Here is a 21,967-nt window from a genome sequence, read left to right as displayed (position 1 = left end):
ACGGTTATCCCTCAGTGCAAACGGTCATGCTCCGAGGATACCTTGTCCTGCTCTTTTCCGTAATATTCCTGCATCACACCGGCCAGAAAACCGTGGTTTCCCGACACCCAGGCGCCGTCGCTGTCAAAGCACTCGGCCCACAGTTCCCACAGACACCCTTTCCACTGCTTCCATCTGCCGATGGCGACATCCAGATTCATCATGATGACCCCCAGAACAGGACAAACGTCGGACAAAAAACAGCACGGGCAGTGTGGCGGAAAAATATGACAACCGTATGGCTTCAAGCTATCGCCGGCGTCGCCCCATAAACAGGCTGAGCAGGAACAGGATAATCCCCACCACAAAGACGATTTTAGCCGCGGCGGCGGCAGTACCGGCGAGGCCGCCGAACCCGAAAGCGGCGGCAATGACCGCAATAATCAAAAAGATAATGCCCCAGCGAAACATCAGACCTCCTGGCGAGCGAACAGGCGAGGGAGTCGCCGCCAGTACGTACGCCCCTGAACCGGGCTGCGTATGCCGGGCGGCGTCCATAGTCAGTCAGAAAGGGAATAACGGCGGCGAGCATCGCGCCGCCGCTCTGAAGCGCATCAGGATTTCACCGTCAGCGCGTTCTTGACGCTTTTGACGCCGCTTACGGCTTTAGCGATGGCTTCCGCCCGATCGGCCTGCGCCTGACTCGTCACCTGACCGGTCAGCAGCACCACGCCGTCGTGGGTTTCAACCTTAACGTGACGGGAAGGAACAATGTCATCCGCCAGCAGTTTGGCCTTGATGGTGCTGGTGGTGAGGGTGTCGTCGGCATACGCGCCGACCGACTGCACGCCGCTGTTATCCTTCACCTGCAATTTATCACTGACCGACTTGACCCCTTCGGTCTGGGCGGCGATTTTCACCGCGCCGGTCGCCATCTGCTGGCTGCTGATAAAACCGCTGAGCGTCACCACGCCATCGCGGGTGGAAACGGAAATGTCATTGCTGTCGAGCGTTTCATCTTTCAGCAGCGCGCTTTTCACCCTGGCGGTGAGGGTGCTGTCATCCACAAAGCCCGCGGCCTGTTGTACGGAACTATCGATTTTTTTACCGGCGGTATCTGCGATACGCTGCGCCTGTTGCACCAGCGTTTGCTGCTCAGCCTGCGCCTGACCGCCCGCCAGTACCGTCCCCAGAACCACCGTCGCCAGCGAAAATGCAAATTTAGTCGAAAGTGCAATCTTGGTCTTTTTCATCGATACCTTCCTTATCGTTATTGCCTGTTTCACAACAGGTTTACCCATTAGCCCGAAGCGATTCGTCATGATTCGTCAGATTATCTCGTTAACTAAATGTATAAAATCAACATAACAAACCACTACGAAAACCAATGGCAGTTAAATAAACCAAATACGTAACACACCGTTAACTATAGCCAATGAGAGTGAAAAGCCCAGCGCAGAGCGGCCGGCTAGCGGTGATTTCAGATTTGTCCGTGGCGGAAAAACCGCGGGGAAGGCAGCAACAACAGATTGATCGTTAAGGAATAAGCAGAAAGCAGCCCACTCCGGACGGAGTGGGCGGTAAACCGGCGATTAATGCTCGCGGGTTTTATGGAACCGTACGTCAGGATAACGTTCCTGCGCCAGGTTGAGGTTAACCATGGTCGGCGCCACATAGGCCAGATTGTCGCCGCCATCAAGCGCCAGATGCTGTTCGTTCTTGCGCTTGAACTCCTCGAATTTCTTCACGTCGCCGCACTCGACCCACCGGGCCGTGGAGACGTTCACCGACTCGTACACCGCTTCCACGTTGTATTCGGTTTTCAGGCGCGCCACCACCACGTCAAACTGCAGCACCCCAACCGCACCCACGATCAGATCGTTGTTGATCAGCGGACGGAACACCTGCACCGCGCCCTCTTCGGAAAGCTGCACCAGCCCTTTCAACAGCTGTTTCTGCTTGAGCGGGTCACGCAGGCGGATACGACGGAACAGTTCCGGCGCAAAGTTGGGAATACCGGTGAATTTCAGCTCTTCACCCTGAGTAAAGGTATCGCCGATCTGGATCGTACCGTGGTTGTGCAAGCCGATGATGTCGCCCGGATAGGCTTCTTCCACGTGGGAACGGTCGCCCGCCATGAAGGTCAGCGCGTCGGAGATCACCACATCTTTGCCGGTGCGCACCTGACGCAGTTTCATGCCTTTATCGTACCGGCCGGACACCACGCGCATGAACGCCACGCGGTCGCGGTGTTTCGGGTCCATATTGGCCTGAATCTTGAACACAAAGCCGCTGAACTTCTCTTCGTCGGCGCTGACCACGCGCGCGTCGGTCTTACGCGGCATCGGCGCAGGCGCCCATGCCACCAGCCCGTCCAGCATATGGTCCACGCCGAAGTTGCCCAGCGCGGTGCCGAAGAACACCGGCGTCAGTTCGCCGTTCAGGAACGCGTCCTGTTCAAACTCGTGGGAAGCGCCTTTTACCAGTTCCAGCTCATCGCGCAACTGCGCGGCCAGATCCTCGCCCACCGCCTGATCCAGTTCCGGATTATCCAGCCCTTTGACGATGCGCACGGCCTGAATGGTGTGGCCCATGCCGCTCTGATAAAGATAGGTTTCATCTTTGTAGAGGTGATAGACGCCCTTGAACAGCTTGCCGCAGCCGATCGGCCAGGTAATCGGCGCACAGGCGATGTTCAGCTCGCTTTCCACTTCATCCAGCAGCTCCATCGGGTCGCGGATGTCGCGGTCGAGTTTGTTCATGAAGGTCAGGATCGGCGTGTCGCGCAGACGGGTAACTTCCATCAGCTTACGGGTCCGATCCTCAACGCCCTTGGCGGCGTCGATCACCATCAGGCAGCAGTCGACGGCGGTCAGCGTACGGTAGGTATCTTCGGAAAAGTCTTCGTGCCCCGGCGTATCCAGCAGGTTGACCAAGCATTCACGGTAAGGGAACTGCATCACCGAGGTGGTAATCGAGATACCACGCTGCTTTTCCATTTCCATCCAGTCGGATTTGGCGTGCTGGCTGGAGCCGCGTCCTTTCACCGTACCGGCGACCTGAATCGCCTGTCCGAACAGCAGCACCTTTTCCGTAATGGTGGTTTTACCGGCGTCGGGGTGAGAGATAATGGCGAATGTCCGACGTTTCGAGACTTCGCGTGCGTATTCACTTGGAGACATGTTATTCAGGCTTCTTAATAGTTAGCCGCCCGACACGCGCATCGCACGCCGCATCAGGCAAAGCGGAAAATACAGACATCAAGCTGTATAATGCCAATCAGTTAAGCCATCGGCACTCGCAGTAAGCGCAGCCGCATGGCTGAGAGATTCCATTAAGCATTTTTACACGCGTTTTCCCCCACACAGGCTTAAATGACAGGCATAAGTAGCGACAGACATAAATAAGCCGTCCATTTTCCCCGATTTGCCAGCCCGGCACAATCAATCATAACGTAAACACGATCGACCATAACGCAAACACAGTCGGTGATAACGCAAACAGCGCATTAGGCCCGCCACCTGATAATAACATTCAGAAACATTTGTAAAGATCTGTTTTACACTTACCGATAACAGACAGGTTAACGCTTATCATAATTAAGGAGAGAGCATGAGCCTGTCTGTCGACAATACGGGTTATAGCAGTTCTCAGACCCAGATTAACGCACCATCCGCCGGCGCTTCGTCCAACGGCGATCCGGTAAAAATCGATCCTCTGACCGGAAAAACGATTGAACTCCCTACCAGCATCAAAGTATCCGAAGAAACGCTGGCGCGCTGGCGCAGCGCCACGCCGCTGAATGAAACACTGAGTAAAGAAACACTGAGTAAAGAAGAACAGGAAAAACTGACGCTCGCCATTCGCGACCTGCGCAACGATGTGATTACGCGCACCTCCTCCGGCGTCAGTCTGAACAACCTGCTGTTTCGCGACCCCATCACGTCCAGCGACGGCCTGACGTTTAGCAGCTGGGCCAATAACATCAAAGCCGACAGCGGCATCAGCAAGGAAGACCTCCTGACGCTGGTCCACGATGTGCTGGCCTACGGCTTCGCCAATCAGCAGAGCAATATCACCAGCGCCATGCAACTGAGCGTGAAAAAAGCCGAACTGACCGCGATCAAAGACAAGTATCTGGACAGCAGCTACCAGCAGCAGGCGGAAGCGGCCATCAACAGCTACGTCAATCAGAAAATCAGCGATGAAGACACCATCGGCAAGGCGTTGATGGAAGGCGAATACCGCATCGGCATCGAAGTGGGCGATACCGCTCGCGCGGTGTGGGCACAAAGCCAGCTACAGAAATACGACGCCGGCACCAGCGATTTGCAGGTCAAACGCCAGCAAATCTTTGCGCTGGCGAGCGGCGGCAACGTGGACGGCTGGTTCGACAGTTTCAGCCATTACCTGCAGGCCTCGTCCTACGGCAGCGACTGGGAACAGCAGAACATCGATGCGCTGCAGAACCAATGGCAGCAGTTCCGCCAGCGTCTGGGGTGATGCACATCACGCTATTAAGATCCACGCGGATAATAACATTTAGAAACATTTGTAAAGATCTAATTTACATTTACCGATAATAGACAGGCTAACGCTTAATTGCATTTAAGGAGAGAGTATGAGCTTGTCTGTTATCAATACGGGTTATAGCAATTCTCAAACCCAGAGCCTTACCACGTCAGCCACCAACACCTCAGTCGGCAATCCGGTCAAAATTGTCGATCGGAATGGAACCACGGTTGACTCCGCCGCCACCGAGCTGTCCGAAGAAGCGCGGGCTCACCTGCGCGACCTTCTCGACAAGGCAAACACCAAGTACGCACAGCAAGGCACGTCTCTTGAAGAGGAACTGGCGAAACAGCTGCGCGATCGCAGAGAGGCCAGTGCGATCCCCGCCCCCAATCCCGGCGATCCGACGCAGTCAGTCAATCTGGTTGGTACGCCAATCGTGATGATCCCGGGGGTTAATATGAACCACCCGCTGTTCACCGACCGTTTTCTGACCGACGAATCCGCGGTATTCGGCGTCTGGGCCAATAACCTCAAGGCCGACAGCGGCATCAGTAAAGATGACTTTCTTGATCTCGTTCACAGCGCCTTGTCTGATACCCCACTGCCCACCTGGAGCAGCGTCACCGACAACCTGGAGTTGCCGATCAAACAAGCCAAGCTGGAAGCGCTGAAAAACCGCTACATCGACAGCAATTACCAGCAGCAAGCCAGTCAGGATATTACGCAGTACGTCAGTGACCGGATCGCCGCTTTCGACAGGATGGAGAAAGGCACGCTGGAGAGTGTATATCAATACAGTACCGACACCGGCGATACCCAACGGGCAGAGGCGGCACAGCGCGAGTTGCAGAAAAACAGTGAGGGTATCTCGACCAGTCAACTGGAACGCAAGAAGGTGTTTGCGCTGACTGAATCCGGCAGCGTCGATAGCTGGTTCGATCAGTTCCGCAATTATGTATCCAGAACCTTCGCCGACCCTTACACCAAAAGCGACTATCTGTCGGCCATCGGCCAGTTCCAGGCGCAATGGCAACAGTTCCAGCAACAGTTGGGGTAACCGGCGCCCGCAGCACAATCCGGGACCGATGATCAGTGACCGATTATCAAGGACTGATTATCAAGGACTGATTGTGCTGTATTCCCCGACGGCGGATAGAAAAAGCCGCCCCAACTTCTTATGCTGCTACTCCTCGGCTTTACCCATCGCACCCACCTGCAGAGGATATGGCTATGCAAGACTGGAACCCCGAGCTTTACCTGCGCTTTGCCGGCGAACGTACCCGCCCCGCCCTTGAACTGTTATCCCGCATTTCCCACCCTGCTCCTATTGCCATCACCGATCTGGGCTGCGGCCCGGGCAATAGTACCGAGCTGCTGCATCAGGCCTGGCCGCAGGCGCGGGTCACCGGCGTGGATAACTCAAGCGCCATGCTGCAACAGGCGCGACAGCGTCTGCCGGGCTGCACGTTTCAGGAGGCGGATATCGCCAGTTGGCAGCCGGATACGCCGCAGGACATCATCTACGCCAACGCCTCGCTGCAATGGTTGCCGGATCATGACCAACTGCTGCCTGCGCTGATCGAACATCTGACGCCGGGCGGGGTGCTGGCGGTGCAAATGCCGGATACCCTCAGCCAGCCCACACATCAACTGATGCGCAAAATCGCCGCCGAAGGGCCGTGGTGGGAACGATTCGGTGATGTGGACAAGGTCAGGCAGGCGTTGCTCAGCACCGGGCAGTACTACGATCTGTTGGTCAGTCACGGCTGCGACGTGGATATCTGGCACACCACCTACTATCACGTGATGAGCGGGCCGCAGGCAATCATCGAGTGGTTGAAAGGCACCGGTCTGCGCCCGTTTCTGGCGGAACTGAACGAGCAGGAACAGCAGGATTTTCTGCAACAGTACCAGCTGTGCCTGCAAACGGCCTACCCGGCTCAGGCGGACGGCAACAGCCTGCTGACCTATCCGCGCCTGTTTATGGTGGCGACCAAACGCCAGTGATACGACAGCCCAACTCAGGGTTTGCGGGTCTGATCGCCATCCTGCGTGGACGGCTCATCGTCGTTAGCCGGTTCATCATCCTGCGCCGACGCGTTGGCCGTCAGCAAATAAGGAGACTGCTGCCAGCGGGAACGGCGATGCTGCAGCAGGGTGCGGGCCAAAATAATGCCGATGGCCAGCGCCATCAGAATCATCAATCGCAGGATATTGGTGGTGTTGTCGACCTGACGGGCTTCGGTCGCCAGCACGTGGGTATCCAGCGTGATGCGCAGAAAACCGATCGGCCCGTCTTTACTGTTGATCGGCTCCACCAGTTGGTGGTTGAAGTAGCTGCCGGCGCGGCTGCCATCCAGCGCCAGCCGGTCGCGCACCTCAATCTGTTCGCCGGCGCGCGCCACCAGCGTGCCGTCCTGCTGGTACAACGCGGCATCCAGAATACGGTTGTGGTCGGTGAGCTGTCGCAGCGTTTCCCCGATTCTGCCGCTGTTGTCGCTGTTGCTTTCCATCAGCGGCGTCAGACTGAACGCCACCTGCTTCACCAGCGTGCGCGCCAGTTCTTCCACCTGCTCGGAACGGGCCATTTGATGACTGAGGCTGAAATAGGACGCGCCCTGCAGCAACACCACCAGCAGAGCCAGACAGATCAGCACAATGGCCGTACGATGTAAGCGAAATTTTATCCGGGCCCGAACCATGGGAATACCTGCGCGATTTGGATACTTTCATGTTGCCAGAAGCGTTGGCGATAGGATAGCTTGTTGCGTTGATTTGTGACCGTCCACCCCGTCAATTCTTCACTACCCGCAGGAAAGGATATTTAACCCATGTCGAACCGTTTGACCTATAGCGATCTGCCCGATGAGATCAACTGCTGGCCAAATTTACCGCTGTCGTTGAGTGACGACGAGGTGATGCCGCTCGACTACCGCGCCGGCAATACCGGCTGGCTGATGTACGGCGACGTGCTCGACAAATATCTGTTATCCCGCATTCAGCGCCGTCTGGATGAGCCGCTGGTGATCGTCAGCGCCTGGAGCGTAGATGATTATCAGGTGGTACGGTTGGCCGGCATCCTGACGCCGCGCATCACCAAGGTAGCCCACGAACTGGGGCTGGACGTGACGCCAATGTACAACACCCCGAGCCTGCGCTCACCCGGTCTGCTGGTCATGGACATGGATTCCACCGCGATCCAGATCGAATGTATCGATGAGATCGCCAAACTGGCGGGCACCGGCGAGCAAGTGGCCGAGGTCACCGAGCGCGCCATGCGCGGCGAGCTGGATTTCTCCGCCAGCCTGCGCCAGCGCGTCGGCACCCTGAAAGACGCGGACGCCAACATTCTGCGTCAGGTGCGGGACGCCCTGCCGCTGATGCCGGGTCTGAAAAACATGGTCAAACAGTTGCAGGACGCGGGCTGGCATCTGGCCATCGCTTCCGGCGGCTTCACCTATTTCGCCGACTACCTGCGTGATGAACTCGGGCTGGTGGCGGCGGTCGCCAACGAAATGGGCATGCGCGACGGCAAACTGACCGGCGACGTGGTCGGCCCGATCGTCGATGCGAAATATAAAGCCGATACGCTGCATCAGCTGGCGGAAAAGCTTTCGATCCCGCTGCACCAGACGGTCGCCATCGGCGACGGCGCCAACGACCTGCTGATGATCAAGGCGGCCGGGCTGGGTATCGCTTACCACGCTAAACCCAAGGTCAACGAACAGAGCGCGGTCAGCATCCGCCATGCCGACTTGACTGGCGTACTGTGCATTCTCAGCGGCAGCCTGAGGCATGAAAAAGGCTGAGCCACGCCATACCGAGATGCAGTGCAGTAAAGAGCACTGATGTAGTAAAGAGCAGATGCAGTAAAGAGCAGATGTAGTAAAGAGCAGTAAAAAGGAGGTAATTCATGGCCAAAGCCGTCAAACGCGCCTTTGTCTGTAATGAATGCGGGGCCGACTATCCGCGTTGGCAGGGGCAGTGCAGCGCCTGTCACGCCTGGAATACCATCACCGAGGTGCGTCTGGCCGCCGCGTCCTCCTCGTCACGCAACGACCGTTTCTCCGGTTATGCCGGGGACAGCGGCAACGTCAGCCGGGTACAGAAACTGTCGGACATCAGCCTGGAAGCGCTGCCGCGTTTCTCCACCGGCTTTCTGGAATTCGACCGGGTGCTGGGCGGCGGCGTAGTACCCGGCAGCGCCATTCTGATCGGCGGCAACCCCGGCGCCGGCAAAAGTACCCTGTTGCTGCAAACCCTTTGCAAACTGGCCGAACAGATGAAGACCCTGTATGTCACCGGCGAGGAATCCCTCCAGCAGGTGGCGATGCGCGCTCACCGTCTTGGCCTGCCCGCCCAGCACATCAATATGCTGTCGGAAACCAGCATCGAGCAGATCTGCCTGATTGCCGAACAGGAACAGCCGAAACTGATGGTGATCGACTCCATTCAGGTGATGCATCTGGCGGACATTCAGTCGTCTCCCGGCAGCGTGGCGCAGGTGCGGGAAACCGCCGCCTACCTGACACGCTTCGCCAAAACCCGCGGCGTCGCCATCATCATGGTCGGCCACGTCACCAAAGACGGCTCGCTGGCCGGTCCGAAAGTGCTGGAGCACTGTATCGACTGTTCGGTGCTGCTGGACGGCGACGCCGACTCCCGTTTCCGCACCCTGCGCAGCCACAAAAACCGCTTCGGCGCCGTCAACGAGCTGGGCGTCTTCGCCATGACCGAACAAGGGCTGCGGGAAGTCAGCAACCCGTCCGCCATCTTCCTGAGCCGGGGCGATGAAATCACCTCCGGCAGTTCGGTGATGGTGGTATGGGAAGGCACCCGGCCGCTGCTGGTGGAAATTCAGGCGCTGGTGGATCACTCGATGATGGCGAATCCGCGTCGGGTAGCGGTCGGGCTGGAACAGAACCGGCTGGCGATCTTGCTGGCGGTACTGCACCGCCACGGCGGGCTGCAAATGTCGGATCAGGACGTATTCGTCAACGTGGTGGGCGGCGTCAAGGTAACGGAAACCAGCGCCGACCTGGCGCTGCTGCTGTCGCTGGTGTCCAGCTTCCGCGATCGGCCGCTGCCGCAGGATTTGGTGGTGTTCGGCGAAGTCGGGCTGGCCGGAGAAATCCGCCCGGTGCCGAGCGGTCAGGAACGCATCACCGAAGCCGCCAAGCACGGCTTTAAACGCGCCATCGTGCCGTTTGCCAACATGCCGAAAAAACCACCCGCCAACATGCAGGTGATGGGCGTGAAAAAACTGTCGGACGCGCTGGCGATCCTTGACGATCTGTAATTTCCATTAGGCTTTGCTCGTCAGAGCCTTAATATGGCAGAGCGTTAACATCGTAACGCGTTAATATAGCAGAGCGTTATCCGCCACATCGGAGTATCAGACCATGTCTCCCTACGATTACCTGAAAACAGCCATCAGACAAAAAGGCTGTACCCTGCAACAGGTCGCCGATGCCGCGGGTATGACCAAAGGCTACTTAAGCCAGTTGCTCAACGCCAAAATCAAAAGCCCCAGCGCCCAGAAGCTGGAGTCGCTGCACCGTTTTCTGGGGCTGGAATTTCCTTATCAGCAAAAAAGCATCGGCGTGGTGTTCGGCAAGTTTTATCCGCTGCACACCGGCCACATTTACCTGATTCAGCGCGCCTGCAGCCAGATAGACGAACTGCACGTGATTCTGGGCTATGACGAGCCGCGCGACCGTCAGCTGTTCGAGCACAGTTCCATGTCGCAACAGCCGACCGTCAGCGACCGCCTGCGCTGGCTGCTGCAAACCTTCAAGTATCAGAAAAATATCCATATTCATGCCTTCAACGAACAGGGCATGGAACCCTATCCGCACGGCTGGGATGTGTGGAGCCGCGGCATTAAGCAGTTCATGTCGGAAAAAGGCATCGACCCTAGCTACGTCTACACCAGCGAAGAGCAGGACGCGCCGCAGTACAAGGAACATCTCGGCATCGAAACCGTGCTGATCGACCCTAAACGCTCCTTTATGAGCATCAGCGGCGCGCAGATCCGTCAGGATCCGTTCCGCTACTGGGAATATATCCCCACCGAGGTGAAACCGTTCTTCGTGCGCACCGTGGCGGTTTTGGGCGGCGAGTCCAGCGGCAAGTCCACGCTGGTCAACAAGCTGGCCAATATTTTCAATACCACCAGTGCCTGGGAATACGGCCGCGATTACGTGTTCTCCCACCTGGGCGGCGACGAAATGGCGCTACAGTATTCGGACTACGACAAAATCGCGCTCGGCCAGGCCCAGTACATTGATTTCGCCGTGAAATATGCCAACAAAGTGGCGTTTATCGACACCGACTTCATCACCACGCAGGCGTTTTGCAAAAAATACGAAGGCCGCGAGCACCCGTTCGTACAGGCGTTGGTTGAGGAGTACCGCTTTGATCTGGTGATTCTGCTGGAGAACAACACCCCCTGGGTGGCGGACGGCCTGCGCAGTCTGGGCAGCGCGGCGGATCGCAAGGCGTTTCAGGACGTGCTCAAAAGTATGCTGGCGGAAAATAACGTGCCGTACGTCCACGTCACCGAATCAGACTACGACAGCCGCTTTCTGCGCTGCGTGGAGCTGGTGCAGCAAATGCTGGGGCACGACCGGCAAACGCCGATGCCAGCGGCGAGTTAATCCCGCCGCGCCTTCACCAGCGCCAACTGCGGGACGGGGTGATAATTTCCGGCAGCGGCACATCCCAGCTTTCCGCCGGCAGCACATCCACCTGCTGACAATCGTGCGCCAGCCCGATGGGATACGGACCGCGCGACCGCCAGTGCTGCAACGTGCGGTCATAAAACCCGCCGCCCATGCCAAGCCGCTGCCCGGCAGCGTCGAACGCCACCAGCGGCGTCAGCAGCACATCCAGTTGCTCAACCGGCAACACCTGGCGCACATCCAGCCGCGGCTCCTGAATCCTCAGCCGGTTCCACACCAGTTCGGTATCCGGCGCATAACGCAAAAACAGCAGATGCCCGTTGCAGAACGGATGCAGCACCGGCAGGTAAACCTGTTTTTGTCGCTGCCATAACACGTCGATCAACGGCCGGGTATCCAGCTCGCCGTCAAACGACAGAAACAGCGCCACCCGACTGGCGTCGCCAAGACGCGGGTGCGCCATCGCCCGTTCGGCAGCCTGTGCGGCAAAAGCAGCTTGCTGTTCACGATTTAACGCGCGACGACGCTGACGAACCTGCTGACGGATTTGCTGGCGTAATGCCGCTACGGAAGAAAGGTCGGAAGAAGCACTGGCTGGATTCATGCGCAGTCACTTTCATGCAATTAACATGCAATCAAAGGGGAATAAACGAGAGGGAATCTCCGAGATGCCGCCGCAGGCTGTAACCCTTGAACCCTTGGTTCAAGGTGAACGCAACGTCGCAGTCTTAAGGCTTCTCGGTCGAACCGAGCATGCTCACCAACCACGGATCGTTACATTCTGTTGGTTGAAATATCGGCTCAGGGGACTTGCCCGCTGACGAACATCTCAGAGAAATTTTGTTCTTTCAAGGCTACCTTATCATGTCTGGCAGCGATGTGTTACCCCAAAAAACCGTACTTTTGTCAAAACGAGACACGCTACTCAAATTGCGCGCCCTGACGCTCGGTAATACGGCCCTGCTCCAGCAACGCCTGTTCAATCGTCTGCTGCAACATGCGAATACGCTGTTCCATATTGGCGGCATAATCGCGGGTTTTCAATCGCTCCTGCGCCAGCTCGTGGCACACGTTGAGCGCCGCGATGAACACCAGTTGCTCCGTGTTCGTCACCCGGGTACGAACCTTGAGGTCCTGCAACCGCTGGTTAAGATCCTCCGCAGCCTGATTCAGCGCATCCTGCTGTTCTGGCGGACAATTGACTCTTAACGAACGGCCAAAAATCTGAATATCTACCGGTTGTGCAGACATGTCACCTTCCTGCCTTATTTCGTTTCACGCCCGCATGAGGGACATCCGCTGCGCGGCCCGTGACGGGGCCGGGAAAAAGCGGGCGCTACTATATATATCCACAATAGAAGATACAAGCCCTTTATACCCGCCATACTTCAAGCCGCAGAGGCGTTGGCTGCGCTCACTCACCCGAATCACTTACCTGAGTAAGCTCATCGGGATTCGCTCACTTGCCGCCTTTCTGTCGCTTGAAATCTATTGGGTATCTGGTCTGGCGACGGAGCTTGCTGGTATAGCAGCGGAGCTTGGTGGTAGCATAACACGAACGACCTGCCAACGACGATGAATGCTCATGTCTATACAGAATACACTCCCCGGTTACGAAGCTATCGACCAGCTACTGCAACAGCATCAGGTGGCCCTGACCGCCGCCGAAATGCACGGACTGATAAGCGGCATGCTGTGCGGCGGCAACCATGATGATAGCTGGAAAACGCTGACGTTCGAACTGACCAACGACGGTATGGCCTTCCCGCAGACGCTGGCCCAGCCGCTGCAACATCTGTATCAGGCTACCCGCGACGCGCTGGAGGACGACGGCTTTCTGTTCCAGCTGTTCCTGCCGGACGACACGCTGGAGCACGTCAGCGTATTCGACCGCGCCGACGCGCTGGCCGGCTGGGTCAACCATTTTCTGCTCGGCCTCGGCGTCGTCCAGCCCCGCCTTGGCAAAACGCAGGGCGAGCTGAAAGAAGCGATTGACGATCTGCGCAACATCGCCCAGCTCGGTTACGACGAAGACGAAGATAAAGATGAACTGGAGCAGTCGCTGGAAGAAGTGATCGAGTATGTACGGGTAGCGGCCATCATGTGCCATAACGAATTCACCCGTCCGGTGGTCACTGCGCCGGAGCAAAAAAAACCGACACTGCATTAACACACATTCTGCATTTGATGCCCTTTTCAGGAGCAGGTAATGAATCAACAAGAATACCTCCGCCGCCGTCTGGCCCTGCTGGACAAGATGGCGCCCGGCAGCGCGGCTATCCTGTTTGCCGCGCCGGAAGCGCAACGTAACGCAGACAGCGACTACCCTTACCGCCAGAGCAGCGATTTCTGGTATTTCACCGGCTTCAATGAGCCGGAAGCGGCCTTGCTGCTGATCAAAAGCGACGAGAATCACCATCACAGCGTGCTGTTCAACCGGGTGCGCGACGTCACCGCTGAAATCTGGTTCGGCCGTCGCCTCGGCCAGGAAGCGGCCCCCGCCAGGCTGGGCGTAGACCGCGCGCTGCCGTTCAGCGAAATCGGCGAACAGCTGCATCTGCTGCTCAACGGCCTGGATGTGGTCTACCATGCGCAGGGCGAATACGCCTATGCCGACAAGCTGGTGTTCGCCGCGCTGGAAACCCTGCGCACCGGCGGTACGCGCAAAGGCTTCCACGCGCCGGCAACGCTGACCGACTGGCGGCCGTGGGTACACGATATGCGCCTGTTTAAATCGCCGGCGGAAATCGACATCCTGCGCCGCGCCGGTGAAATCAGCGCGCTGGCCCACACCCGCGCCATGGAGAAATGCCGCCCCGGTATGTTCGAATACCAGTTGGAAGGGGAAATCCACCACGAATTTAACCGCCACGGCGCGCGCTACCCGTCCTATAACACCATTGTCGGCAGCGGCGAAAACGCCTGCATTCTGCACTACACCGAAAATGAATGTCAGATGCGCGACGGCGATCTGGTGCTGATCGATGCCGGTTGCGAATATCAGGGCTACGCCGGCGACATCACCCGCACCTTCCCGGTCAACGGCAAATTCACCCCGGCGCAACGCGCTATTTACGACATCGTGCTGGAATCGGAAGTGCGCGCTATCGAGATGTTCGCGCCGGGCCGTAGCATCCGCGAAGTGAACGAGGAAGTGGTGCGCATCATGCTGCGCGGCCTGATCAAACTCGGCCTCCTGCAAGGCGACGTCGACACCCTGTTCGCCGAGCAGACGCACCGCCAGTTCTTCATGCACGGACTGAGCCACTGGTTGGGTATGGATGTGCATGACGTCGGCGACTACGGCACCGCCGATCGCGGCCGTACGCTGGAGCCGGGCATGGTGCTGACGGTCGAGCCGGGTCTGTACATCGCGCCGGACGCCGATGTGCCGCCGGAGTATCGCGGCATCGGCATTCGTATCGAAGACGATATCGTCATCACCGAGAACGGCAATGAAGTGCTGACCGGCGACGTGGTGAAAGATCCGGACGAGATTGAAGCATTAATGGCAAGGGCGGCAGGACAAGCCTCATGACCGTCATGATTGTCGGCGGCGGAATGGCGGGCGCAACGCTGGCGCTGGCGATCTCCCGCCTGTCGGGCGGCCGGATCCCGGTGGATCTGATCGAAGCTCGCTCGCCGCAGGAAAACCACCACCCCGGCTTTGACGCCCGCGCCATCGCGCTGGCGCAGGGCACCTGCATGCAACTGGACGCCATCGGCGTCTGGCAGGCGCTCGCGCCCGTCGCCAGCCCTATCGCCAGCGTGCACGTCAGCGATCGGGGGCATGCGGGACGAGTGCGGTTACAGGCCAGCGATTACCGGGTGCCGGCGCTGGGCCACGTAGTCGAACTGCACGACGCCGGCAAACGGCTGTTTTCACTGCTACAGAACGCGCCCGGCGTGCGGCTGCACTGCCCGGCAACGGTGGTGGAGGTCAACCGGGAGGCTGGCGGCGCATCGCTGCTGCTGGACAACGGCGCCCGCCTCAGCGGGCAACTGCTGGTGGCGGCCGACGGCTCTCGTTCCCAACTGGCGCAACACGCCGGCATTCAGTGGCAGCATGCGCCGTATGGACAGGTGGCGATCATCGCCAACGTCGCCACCGCCGAAGCGCATCAGGGCCGCGCCTATGAGCGCTTCACCGAGCACGGCCCGCTGGCGCTGCTGCCGATGAGCAAAGGCCGCAGTTCGCTGGTGTGGTGCCACCCGCTGTCACAACAGGCCGAGGTGGATAACTGGAGCGACGCGCAGTTCCGCCAGCAGTTGCAGCGCGCTTTCGGCTGGCGGCTGGGCGCGATAACCCAGGTCGGCGATCGCCACAGTTATCCGCTGGCGCTGGTGACCGCCAGTCAGCATATCAGCCACCGTCTGGCGTTGGTGGGCAACGCGGCGCAAACCCTGCACCCCATCGCCGGACAAGGGTTTAACCTCGGTCTGCGCGACGTGATGACGCTGGCGGAAACGCTGACGGCCGCCGTTGAACAGGGTGAAGACCCGGGCAGTCAGGCGGTATTGCAACGCTATCAGCGCCGCCGCCAGCCGGATCAACATACCACGGTAGCCTTGACCGACGGGCTGGTGCGTGTCTTCTCCAACCACCTGTTCCCGATGGAAGTCGGGCGGAATCTGGGGCTGATGGCGATGAACAGCCTGCCGTTGCTGCGGGATGTGCTGGCGCGGCGCACGCTGGGTTGGGTGGAACGTTAACACAGACAGGAATTCATGCTCTATGCAATCATTTGATGTGGTCATCGCGGGCGGGGGAATGGTTGGGCTGGCGCTGGCCTGCGGTCTGCAAGGCAGCGGCCTGAGCGTCGCCGTGTTGGAAAAACAGACCGCGACCGAACCGCTGGCGAACGGCCCGCACACGCTGCGTGTCTCCGCCATCAATGCCGCCAGCGAGGCGCTGCTGCGCAAGCTCAACGTCTGGCCGGGCATTGCCGCGCAGCGGCTGAGTCCTTACAACGAAATGTATGTCTGGGACAAAGACAGCTTCGGCAATATCCGTTTTTGCGGGGAAGAGTTCGGCTTCTCCCGTCTCGGCCACATTATTGAAAACGACGTCATCCAGTGGGCGCTGTGGCAGCAGGCAAGCCAGTCGCGGGACATCACCCTGCTGGCGCCCGCCGCGCTGCGGCAGGTCGCCTGGGGCGAAAACGAAGCCTTCATTACGCTGGAAGACGGTAGCATGCTCACCGCCCGGCTGGTGGTGGGGGCGGACGGCGCGCACTCCTGGCTGCGCCAGCACGCCGACATTCCGCTGACTTTCTGGGATTACGGCCATCATGCGCTGGTCGCCAACATCCGCACCGAGCGGCCGCACGGCGCCATCGCCAGCCAGGTGTTCCACGGCGACGGCATTCTGGCGTTTCTGCCGCTGAGCGATCCGCACCTCTGTTCGATTGTCTGGTCGCTGCCGCCGGAACGCGCTCAACAGATGCGCGAGCTGCCCTCCGACGAGTTCGCCAGGCAGTTGGCGATGACCTTCGATATGCGGCTGGGGCTGTGCCAGCTGGAGGGCGACCGTCAAACCTTCCCGCTCACCGCGCGCTATGCCCGCAGCTTTGCCGCCCATCGTCTGGTGCTGACGGGCGATGCGGCGCACACCATTCATCCGCTGGCCGGCCAGGGCGTCAACCTCGGATTTATGGACGTGGCGGAGCTGATTGCCGAACTCAAGCGGTTGCAAGCGCAGGGCAAAGACATCGGCCAGCACCTGTATCTGCGGCGCTACGAACGGCGTCGCAAGCACAGCGCCGCGCTGATGCTGGCGAGTATGCAGGGCTTTCGCACCCTGTTCGCCGCGTCCCATCCGGTCGGCGGCCTGCTGCGCGACATCGGACTGAAACTGGCGGACACGCTGCCGGGCATAAAACCGACTCTGGTGCGCCAGGCGATGGGGCTTAACGATCTACCGGACTGGCTGGATCATGCCGGCTGATCCATGCCACATAACCTGAGAATATCGGGCCGCGTGCGTTATGGCGCGGCCCGCAAATCCCGCAATACGACCCGCTCGCCGGCAAAGAAATAGGTATATTCAAACAGTTGCTGTTTGCCATCGCCGTTCTTCCAGTCGGTATATTCCACGATGCCTCGCACCACCTTCTGACCGTTCATCTGATCCAGCAGCGAAAAAGAAAAATAAGGCCGGGTTCCCAATTTTTCCTGAATACGTTCGCGGATAACCGAATCGCCCAGATAAAAACCAAGCGGTGAAATATAGACGCCATAGGTGCGATAAAAATAGTTTTCGCTAATCTGCCGGGCAATAACCTGATAGCAGCGATCATAGAGCGGGGTCTTTTTTTCTTCGACAATGCCCGGCGCGGGAGAAACGGTATTATCGATACCATAAGCGACAGCGCCGCCATCCGCCAGACTGATGCGATAGGTATAACGCTCGCCGCCGATCGGTTCATTAATGCCGTGATAGTGTTTTTTCAATACGCCGGCGTACTTGTCTTTCAGGCTGGCGTCGTAAATCCGGATCGTCGGTTTGGGATCGCGATTCTGCGCCAGCGCGGCCGCCAGCGCTTTCAGACTGGCGTCTGACATAAAAAACCGATCCTGACCGAGCTGTGAAAGATCGGCAAAATAAGCCACCAGCCACTCATCCCGATCCTGCAAATCCTCACCTGCCAGCGAGAAAAAATCGCCCGTCAGATTCAGCTTCAGCAACCGATCGAGGTACGCCTGCTGTCGTTTGACGAACGCTGTCTTCTCTGCCCGTTCCGCCTGAACCCGCGCCAAAAACTGCGCCGGTGAGTCGGTTTCGGCAAAGCGGACCATAAAGGTCTGGTCGTCGCTGCGATCGAGCAGGTAGAGCGCATACGCGCCCTGCCAGGATTTAAACGGTTCCGAGGGGGAAAGCCGGGTCATATCGAGGTACTGCAACTGCTCGCCGAACTGGGCGCGCAGCATCTTTTTATAAGGAGCGGGATTGGAAAAACGGATACAGGACGCCAGTAACGGCACGACCAGCAACATTGCCAGCCACATCACTTTTCTCATTGATCATCCTTGTCAGGCGCAGATGTTATTTTCGTCTGAATAATGTCCAGGCAGTTACGCAGCATTCAGATTTCATAATAACAGTAAAATAAGCACCACCAATTATTTTCGCCACATTCGATAACGCATTAATATTTACAGACGGAATTATCCATTCCTCAGATAAATCACAATACATTTTCATTACAAGAAACCACAGCATTTAATATCTGTCGCATTAAAAGAACATCTATCATGATTGGAAAAAACAATTAACACATCAGATAGATAGCCTTGATGACTAACACTCGAACATCGTGATTTAAAGGCGTATGCTATCGGCAAAGACGATCGTAACTATTTAAAGGAGAGTGAATTATTCACTGTTCGTCTTTTCTTTTTTTTGTTTTATTCCCAAGGAGAAATACCATGCAGGCTCGTACCGTTAAGGAAAAAATTATATTGGCGGTGATGATTGGCATTATTGCCGGCATCATTTGCGCGATCGCCAAATTCGGCTGGGAAATTCCCTTCCCGCCTCGTACCCCGGAAAGGGATCTTACCAACCCGCCTCAGCAGCTATTGCAACAGCTTGGCATGTCGTTTGATCTCTCGCATCTGACCTATCTGTTCAACGGCAATCCGCGGCCGATCATGAGTTTCATCATGCATTTCGGCTTCTCGATTACCTTTACCGTGCTTTATTGCGTAGCAGCGGAATTCTGGCCGCGCATCAAGCTCTGGCAAGGCGCTTTTTACGGTCTGGTGCTGTGGGCCGTCTTCCATGTGGTGCTGCTGCCGCTGTTCGGTACCGTACCGGCACCGTGGGACCAGCCGTTCGCCGAGCACTTCTCAGAAATCTTCGGCCACATGTTCTGCTTCTGGGTTGCCGAACTGGCGCGGCGCGATCTGCGTAACCGCATCACCCACCAGTCAGAAGACAACGCGCTGACTACACAACACGCGCACTGAGTTTCCTGCCTCATCAGGCCATCTATTCAGGATGGCCTTTGTTCTCATGCTTTATGAAGCAGCTTTATAAAAACGACCTTAATAAAAACAGTCTTCTTTTATATCCTTTTGGGAATTAAAAATAATTTTTTATGCTTTTACACACTTCCGGCAACTCCCTAGAGTAGGTTGTTAAGACTACACTCCTTATTACTATGCTAATTTCGAGGACTCAGGGAATGGCGACATTATCTCCGGCAAGCAAAACATCACGGTTCTCCTTACTCACCGCAGGGCTGCTGTCTCTGGCGGTGGGCGCATCGCCTTTCGCCCACGCGGCGGACGCCACCGTTACGCCCGTGCAAGGCGGCACGCTGAATATCGGGCTGGGCAGCGATACCCCGGTCATCGATCCATCCATCACCGCTTATTCCGTGGCGGCGCTGGTCGCCCGCAACGTGGTGGATTCGCTGGTTGGTCAGGCGGAAGACAACCGTTTTACGCCCTGGCTGGCCGAACGCTGGGAAATCGGCGACAACAACACCCGTTATACCTTCCACCTGCGTAAGGACGTGACGTTCAGCGACGGCACCAAACTGGACGCGGCGGCGGTAAAATACAACCTGGACCGTATTCTCGACCCGAAAACCACCTCCAGCTACGCCAAATCCCTGCTGGGGCCAATCGACAGCATTACCACGCCGGACGACTACACGCTGGTGATCAGCTATAAGAGCCCGTTCGCCGCGCTATTGCAGGGGCTGAGCCTGCCGTATTTGGGCATTCAGTCGCCGACGTACCTGAAAAACACTCCGAATACCAGCAACACCATCGTCGGCTCCGGTCCGTTCATTCTGGAATCCTTCGTAAAAGGCAGCGGCAGCCGCCTGAAAAAACGTCCGGATTATCACTGGGGACCGGGCTATGCCGCCCACACCGGTCCGGCCTATCTGGATAAAATCGAATTTAAATATCTGCCGGAATCCTCAGTGCGCCTTGGCGCGTTGAGCAGCGGCCAGGTGCAGGCGATTGACGCCGTGCCGCCCGCCAACGCCGCCGCGCTGAAAAAAGACAACCGTCTGGAACTGATCGCCCGCGAGAACCCTGGCGTTAACCGGGTGCTTTACCTGAATACGTCTAAAGGCCCGTTCCAGGATGTCAGCGTGCGCCGCGCCTTCCTGCACGCGGTGGATGCCGCGTCAGCGACAAAAGTGGCGTTCTTCGGCACCCTGAAAGCCGCGGATAATATTCTTGGTCCTTCCACGCTGTATTACGACAAGTCAGCCACATCGCTGGGCGGTTTTGATCTGAAGAAAGCCAACCAGTTGCTGGATGACGCAGGCTGGAAAACCAAAGACGGCGAAGGCTACCGCACCAAAGACGGCAAACGCCTGACCGTACATTTCGTCTACAGCACCGGTTCATCGGAAGCAGCGGAAATCACCCTGTTCCAGGCAGTGCAGTTCCAGGTGAAACAGGCCGGTATCGATGTCCAGCTTAATCCGGTGGACAGCGGGGGCTTCATCAGCCGCACCAACGATAACGACTACGACATCGCGTCCAACTATTTTGTGCGTGCCGAGCCGGATATCCTGCGTACCGTGTTTGATTCCAACTATATTCCGCCCAACGGCAACAACTTCAGCCGCACCCACTCGCTGGATGACAAGCTGAGAAAAGCCATCGGCGCCGGCGACGCCGAGCGTCAGCAGCTCTACAGCCAGATCCAGCACGAACTGCTCGACCAGGCTTATGCCGTGCCGCTGTTCGTCCCGGCCTACCAACTGGGCCTGTCGAAGAAAGTACAGGGCATCAGCTGGGCCACCAACGCTAAACCGAACTTCTATGATGTCTGGATTAAACCGTAACCTGGCCGTCACGGCTCTCCAGCGACTCTTCACCATCGTGGCTGTGCTCTGGGGCGCAGCCACGCTGACGTTTATTGCCGTCAAGCTGATCCCCGGCGATCCGGTGGCGATCCTGAGCGGCGGCGATAACGTGGTGGATGAGGCGTACCGGGCAGCGCTGATCAAGCAATTCGGGCTCGATCAGCCGCTGTGGATGCAATACCTGCGCTACTGCGGACAGGCGTTGCAAGGCGATTTCGGCATCAGCTATCAGTACCGGCAGCCGGTAGTGGCGTTGGTCGGCGACGCCATGAGGGAAACCGTCCAGCTGGCGCTCAGCGCGCTGGTGCTGGCGCTGCTGCTGTCGATCCTTAACGCCTTGCTGACCGCCGGACGCCATGCCCGGCTGCGGGCGCTGATGTCCTGGCTGGAACTGACGCTGCTCAGCACGCCGGTCTACTGGGTCGGCATCGTGTTGCTCAGCGTTTTCAGCTTCCGTCTGCAATGGTTCCCGGTAATGGGCAACGACGGATTGATATCGCTGGTGCTGCCGGTCGTCACCCTGAGTCTGCCGCTGGCTGCTCTGCTAAGCCAGGTGCTGCGCGACGGGCTGGAAGAGGCGCTATCGCAGCCGTTCGCGCTGACGGTGCGCACCCGCGGCGTCAGCGAAACCTGGCTGCGCGTTCGGCACGGCCTGCGCCACGGCGCGCTGGCGGCGTCCACCCTGACCGGCACCCTACTGGCGGGCGTGTTGAGCGGCTCGGTGCTGACCGAAACCGTGTTCGGCCGCGCCGGCATCGGCCAGATTACCCTGCATGCCATCGAAAGCCGCGACATGCCGCTAGTGCTGGGGCTGGTGATGCTGTCCGCCCTGCTGTTTGTGGTCATCAACCTGCTGGTGGATGCGCTGTATCTGATTATCGACCCCCGTTTGAGAAAAAAGGCGAACGCCCATGAGCAGTGAACCTTTAACCAGTCGTGAGCCTCTGACGC

At 58.0% G+C, this 21,967-nt stretch carries 21 protein-coding genes and 1 other RNA gene; 13 read left to right on the top strand and 9 right to left on the bottom strand.

From position 1 onward, the window contains the following. Positions 1 to 11: 11 nt before the first annotated feature. The 4 genes from CPA59_RS02535 to prfC all read right to left on the bottom strand — a co-directional run bounded on the left by CPA59_RS02535 (position 12) and on the right by prfC (position 3,161). Positions 12 to 200 (bottom strand): stress response protein, encoded by a 189-nt coding sequence (locus tag CPA59_RS02535; RefSeq protein WP_038920779.1) that lies wholly within the window; start codon positions 198 to 200, stop codon positions 12 to 14. A gap of 88 nt (positions 201 to 288) precedes the next feature. Continuing rightward, positions 289 to 450: a DUF1328 domain-containing protein gene (locus tag CPA59_RS02530; protein WP_071605144.1), complete on the bottom strand. Its 162-nt coding sequence runs from the start codon at positions 448 to 450 to the stop codon at positions 289 to 291. A gap of 143 nt (positions 451 to 593) precedes the next feature. Next, entirely contained in the window at positions 594 to 1,232 is a 639-nt protein-coding gene (gene osmY, locus CPA59_RS02525) for a molecular chaperone OsmY (protein ID WP_038917711.1), read from the bottom strand. Positions 1,233 to 1,571: 339 nt separating this feature from the next. Next, complete coding sequence (prfC, locus tag CPA59_RS02520) at positions 1,572 to 3,161, bottom strand: peptide chain release factor 3 (protein WP_038662740.1); 1,590 nt, start codon at positions 3,159 to 3,161, stop codon at positions 1,572 to 1,574. A gap of 430 nt (positions 3,162 to 3,591) precedes the next feature. On the opposite strand from prfC, the gene CPA59_RS02515 reads away from it, so the two are divergent. The 3 genes from CPA59_RS02515 (at position 3,592) to tam (ending at position 6,501) form a co-directional block, all read left to right on the top strand. Next, a complete protein-coding gene (locus CPA59_RS02515) occupies positions 3,592 to 4,482 on the top strand; it encodes a hypothetical protein (RefSeq protein ID WP_107758638.1) in 891 nt (296 codons plus the stop codon). Positions 4,483 to 4,600: 118 nt separating this feature from the next. After that, positions 4,601 to 5,551: a hypothetical protein gene (locus tag CPA59_RS02510; protein ID WP_107758637.1), complete on the top strand. Its 951-nt coding sequence runs from the start codon at positions 4,601 to 4,603 to the stop codon at positions 5,549 to 5,551. Positions 5,552 to 5,724: 173 nt separating this feature from the next. Beyond that, positions 5,725 to 6,501 carry a trans-aconitate 2-methyltransferase gene (gene tam / locus CPA59_RS02505; protein WP_049854632.1) on the top strand — a complete coding sequence of 259 codons (777 nt, stop codon included), beginning with the start codon at positions 5,725 to 5,727 and terminating at the stop codon, positions 6,499 to 6,501. Positions 6,502 to 6,515: 14 nt separating this feature from the next. Here tam and CPA59_RS02500 read toward each other — a convergent pair whose 3' ends face one another. Then, on the bottom strand, positions 6,516 to 7,196 hold the full coding sequence (locus CPA59_RS02500; protein WP_038917706.1) for a YtjB family periplasmic protein: 681 nt from the start codon (positions 7,194 to 7,196) through the stop codon (positions 6,516 to 6,518). Between the two features lie 129 nt (positions 7,197 to 7,325). On the opposite strand from CPA59_RS02500, the gene serB reads away from it, so the two are divergent. From serB to nadR, 3 genes are all read left to right on the top strand, one after another. Then, positions 7,326 to 8,303, top strand: coding sequence for a phosphoserine phosphatase (gene serB / locus CPA59_RS02495; RefSeq protein ID WP_107758636.1), 978 nt, complete (start codon positions 7,326 to 7,328; stop codon positions 8,301 to 8,303). A gap of 104 nt (positions 8,304 to 8,407) precedes the next feature. Then, positions 8,408 to 9,793 carry a DNA repair protein RadA gene (gene radA, locus CPA59_RS02490; protein ID WP_100848808.1) on the top strand — a complete coding sequence of 462 codons (1,386 nt, stop codon included), beginning with the start codon at positions 8,408 to 8,410 and terminating at the stop codon, positions 9,791 to 9,793. A 103-nt stretch (positions 9,794 to 9,896) separates the two neighbouring features. Then, positions 9,897 to 11,153, top strand: a complete 1,257-nt coding sequence (gene nadR, locus CPA59_RS02485) for a multifunctional transcriptional regulator/nicotinamide-nucleotide adenylyltransferase/ribosylnicotinamide kinase NadR (protein WP_038917702.1) — start codon at positions 9,897 to 9,899, stop codon at positions 11,151 to 11,153. A gap of 13 nt (positions 11,154 to 11,166) precedes the next feature. Here the strand turns inward: nadR and CPA59_RS02480 are convergent, their stop codons facing one another. The 3 genes from CPA59_RS02480 to zapA form a co-directional block, all read right to left on the bottom strand. Continuing rightward, on the bottom strand, positions 11,167 to 11,781 hold the full coding sequence (locus CPA59_RS02480; RefSeq protein WP_107758635.1) for a 5-formyltetrahydrofolate cyclo-ligase: 615 nt from the start codon (positions 11,779 to 11,781) through the stop codon (positions 11,167 to 11,169). 52 nt (positions 11,782 to 11,833) lie between these two features. Next, a non-coding RNA gene (gene ssrS / locus CPA59_RS02475) (6S RNA) lies at positions 11,834 to 12,016 on the bottom strand. 82 nt (positions 12,017 to 12,098) lie between these two features. Beyond that, positions 12,099 to 12,428, bottom strand: coding sequence for a cell division protein ZapA (gene zapA, locus CPA59_RS02470; protein ID WP_012883229.1), 330 nt, complete (start codon positions 12,426 to 12,428; stop codon positions 12,099 to 12,101). 334 nt (positions 12,429 to 12,762) lie between these two features. On the opposite strand from zapA, the gene CPA59_RS02460 reads away from it, so the two are divergent. Genes CPA59_RS02460 through ubiI form a run of 4 tightly spaced genes read left to right on the top strand, consistent with a single transcriptional unit; the run spans position 12,763 to position 17,124 of the window. Next, complete coding sequence (locus CPA59_RS02460; protein WP_038917700.1) at positions 12,763 to 13,347, top strand: YecA family protein; 585 nt, start codon at positions 12,763 to 12,765, stop codon at positions 13,345 to 13,347. A gap of 39 nt (positions 13,348 to 13,386) precedes the next feature. Then, positions 13,387 to 14,715: a Xaa-Pro aminopeptidase gene (gene pepP / locus CPA59_RS02455; RefSeq protein WP_100848805.1), complete on the top strand. Its 1,329-nt coding sequence runs from the start codon at positions 13,387 to 13,389 to the stop codon at positions 14,713 to 14,715. Beyond that, positions 14,712 to 15,890 (top strand): 2-octaprenyl-6-methoxyphenyl hydroxylase, encoded by a 1,179-nt coding sequence (ubiH, locus tag CPA59_RS02450; RefSeq protein WP_107758634.1) that lies wholly within the window; start codon positions 14,712 to 14,714, stop codon positions 15,888 to 15,890. Before pepP ends, ubiH begins: the two co-directional genes overlap by 4 nt. 22 nt (positions 15,891 to 15,912) lie before the next feature. Continuing rightward, positions 15,913 to 17,124 (top strand): FAD-dependent 2-octaprenylphenol hydroxylase, encoded by a 1,212-nt coding sequence (gene ubiI, locus CPA59_RS02445; protein WP_049854637.1) that lies wholly within the window; start codon positions 15,913 to 15,915, stop codon positions 17,122 to 17,124. 38 nt (positions 17,125 to 17,162) lie between these two features. Here the strand turns inward: ubiI and CPA59_RS02440 are convergent, their stop codons facing one another. Continuing rightward, positions 17,163 to 18,197, bottom strand: a complete 1,035-nt coding sequence (locus CPA59_RS02440; RefSeq protein WP_107758633.1) for a hypothetical protein — start codon at positions 18,195 to 18,197, stop codon at positions 17,163 to 17,165. A 408-nt stretch (positions 18,198 to 18,605) separates the two neighbouring features. Here CPA59_RS02440 and CPA59_RS02435 point away from each other — a divergent pair, with 408 nt between their 5' ends. The 3 genes from CPA59_RS02435 (at position 18,606) to CPA59_RS02425 (ending at position 21,938) form a co-directional block, all read left to right on the top strand. Next, complete coding sequence (locus tag CPA59_RS02435) at positions 18,606 to 19,148, top strand: DUF1440 domain-containing protein (RefSeq protein WP_038662787.1); 543 nt, start codon at positions 18,606 to 18,608, stop codon at positions 19,146 to 19,148. Positions 19,149 to 19,366: 218 nt separating this feature from the next. Next, positions 19,367 to 20,995 carry an ABC transporter substrate-binding protein gene (locus CPA59_RS02430; protein WP_107758632.1) on the top strand — a complete coding sequence of 543 codons (1,629 nt, stop codon included), beginning with the start codon at positions 19,367 to 19,369 and terminating at the stop codon, positions 20,993 to 20,995. Beyond that, the gene (locus CPA59_RS02425; protein ID WP_100848801.1) at positions 20,973 to 21,938 is read left to right on the top strand and encodes an ABC transporter permease; all 966 of its coding nucleotides are present in this window, start codon (positions 20,973 to 20,975) and stop codon (positions 21,936 to 21,938) included. The genes CPA59_RS02430 and CPA59_RS02425 overlap by 23 nt, the downstream gene beginning before the upstream one ends. The last annotated feature ends 29 nt before the right edge of the window (positions 21,939 to 21,967 follow it).

The organism is Dickeya sp. Secpp 1600 (genome assembly GCF_003049805.1).
Taxonomy (GTDB): Bacteria; Pseudomonadota; Gammaproteobacteria; order Enterobacterales; family Enterobacteriaceae; genus Dickeya; species Dickeya fangzhongdai.
The sequence above is the reverse complement of the archived record's forward strand: the minus strand, read 5'-3'. Positions and strand labels throughout refer to the sequence as shown.

What these genes read in the sequence shown, in the direction of transcription:
- nadR (WP_038917702.1), top strand. Translation starts at nt 9,897, where the DNA reads ATGTCTCCCTACGATTACCTGAAAACAGCCATCAGACAAAAAGGCTGT.
- CPA59_RS02460 (WP_038917700.1), top strand. Translation starts at nt 12,763, where the DNA reads ATGTCTATACAGAATACACTCCCCGGTTACGAAGCTATCGACCAGCTA.
- osmY (WP_038917711.1), bottom strand. Translation starts at nt 1,232, where the DNA reads ATGAAAAAGACCAAGATTGCACTTTCGACTAAATTTGCATTTTCGCTG.
- CPA59_RS02430 (WP_107758632.1), top strand. Translation starts at nt 19,367, where the DNA reads ATGGCGACATTATCTCCGGCAAGCAAAACATCACGGTTCTCCTTACTC.
- CPA59_RS02440 (WP_107758633.1), bottom strand. Translation starts at nt 18,197, where the DNA reads ATGAGAAAAGTGATGTGGCTGGCAATGTTGCTGGTCGTGCCGTTACTG.
- pepP (WP_100848805.1), top strand. Translation starts at nt 13,387, where the DNA reads ATGAATCAACAAGAATACCTCCGCCGCCGTCTGGCCCTGCTGGACAAG.
- CPA59_RS02515 (WP_107758638.1), top strand. Translation starts at nt 3,592, where the DNA reads ATGAGCCTGTCTGTCGACAATACGGGTTATAGCAGTTCTCAGACCCAG.
- ubiH (WP_107758634.1), top strand. Translation starts at nt 14,712, where the DNA reads ATGACCGTCATGATTGTCGGCGGCGGAATGGCGGGCGCAACGCTGGCG.
- CPA59_RS02530 (WP_071605144.1), bottom strand. Translation starts at nt 450, where the DNA reads ATGTTTCGCTGGGGCATTATCTTTTTGATTATTGCGGTCATTGCCGCC.
- CPA59_RS02535 (WP_038920779.1), bottom strand. Translation starts at nt 200, where the DNA reads ATGAATCTGGATGTCGCCATCGGCAGATGGAAGCAGTGGAAAGGGTGT.
- radA (WP_100848808.1), top strand. Translation starts at nt 8,408, where the DNA reads ATGGCCAAAGCCGTCAAACGCGCCTTTGTCTGTAATGAATGCGGGGCC.
- serB (WP_107758636.1), top strand. Translation starts at nt 7,326, where the DNA reads ATGTCGAACCGTTTGACCTATAGCGATCTGCCCGATGAGATCAACTGC.
- prfC (WP_038662740.1), bottom strand. Translation starts at nt 3,161, where the DNA reads ATGTCTCCAAGTGAATACGCACGCGAAGTCTCGAAACGTCGGACATTC.
- CPA59_RS02480 (WP_107758635.1), bottom strand. Translation starts at nt 11,781, where the DNA reads ATGAATCCAGCCAGTGCTTCTTCCGACCTTTCTTCCGTAGCGGCATTA.
- CPA59_RS02425 (WP_100848801.1), top strand. Translation starts at nt 20,973, where the DNA reads ATGATGTCTGGATTAAACCGTAACCTGGCCGTCACGGCTCTCCAGCGA.
- tam (WP_049854632.1), top strand. Translation starts at nt 5,725, where the DNA reads ATGCAAGACTGGAACCCCGAGCTTTACCTGCGCTTTGCCGGCGAACGT.
- CPA59_RS02500 (WP_038917706.1), bottom strand. Translation starts at nt 7,196, where the DNA reads ATGGTTCGGGCCCGGATAAAATTTCGCTTACATCGTACGGCCATTGTG.
- CPA59_RS02510 (WP_107758637.1), top strand. Translation starts at nt 4,601, where the DNA reads ATGAGCTTGTCTGTTATCAATACGGGTTATAGCAATTCTCAAACCCAG.
- CPA59_RS02435 (WP_038662787.1), top strand. Translation starts at nt 18,606, where the DNA reads ATGCAGGCTCGTACCGTTAAGGAAAAAATTATATTGGCGGTGATGATT.
- ubiI (WP_049854637.1), top strand. Translation starts at nt 15,913, where the DNA reads ATGCAATCATTTGATGTGGTCATCGCGGGCGGGGGAATGGTTGGGCTG.
- zapA (WP_012883229.1), bottom strand. Translation starts at nt 12,428, where the DNA reads ATGTCTGCACAACCGGTAGATATTCAGATTTTTGGCCGTTCGTTAAGA.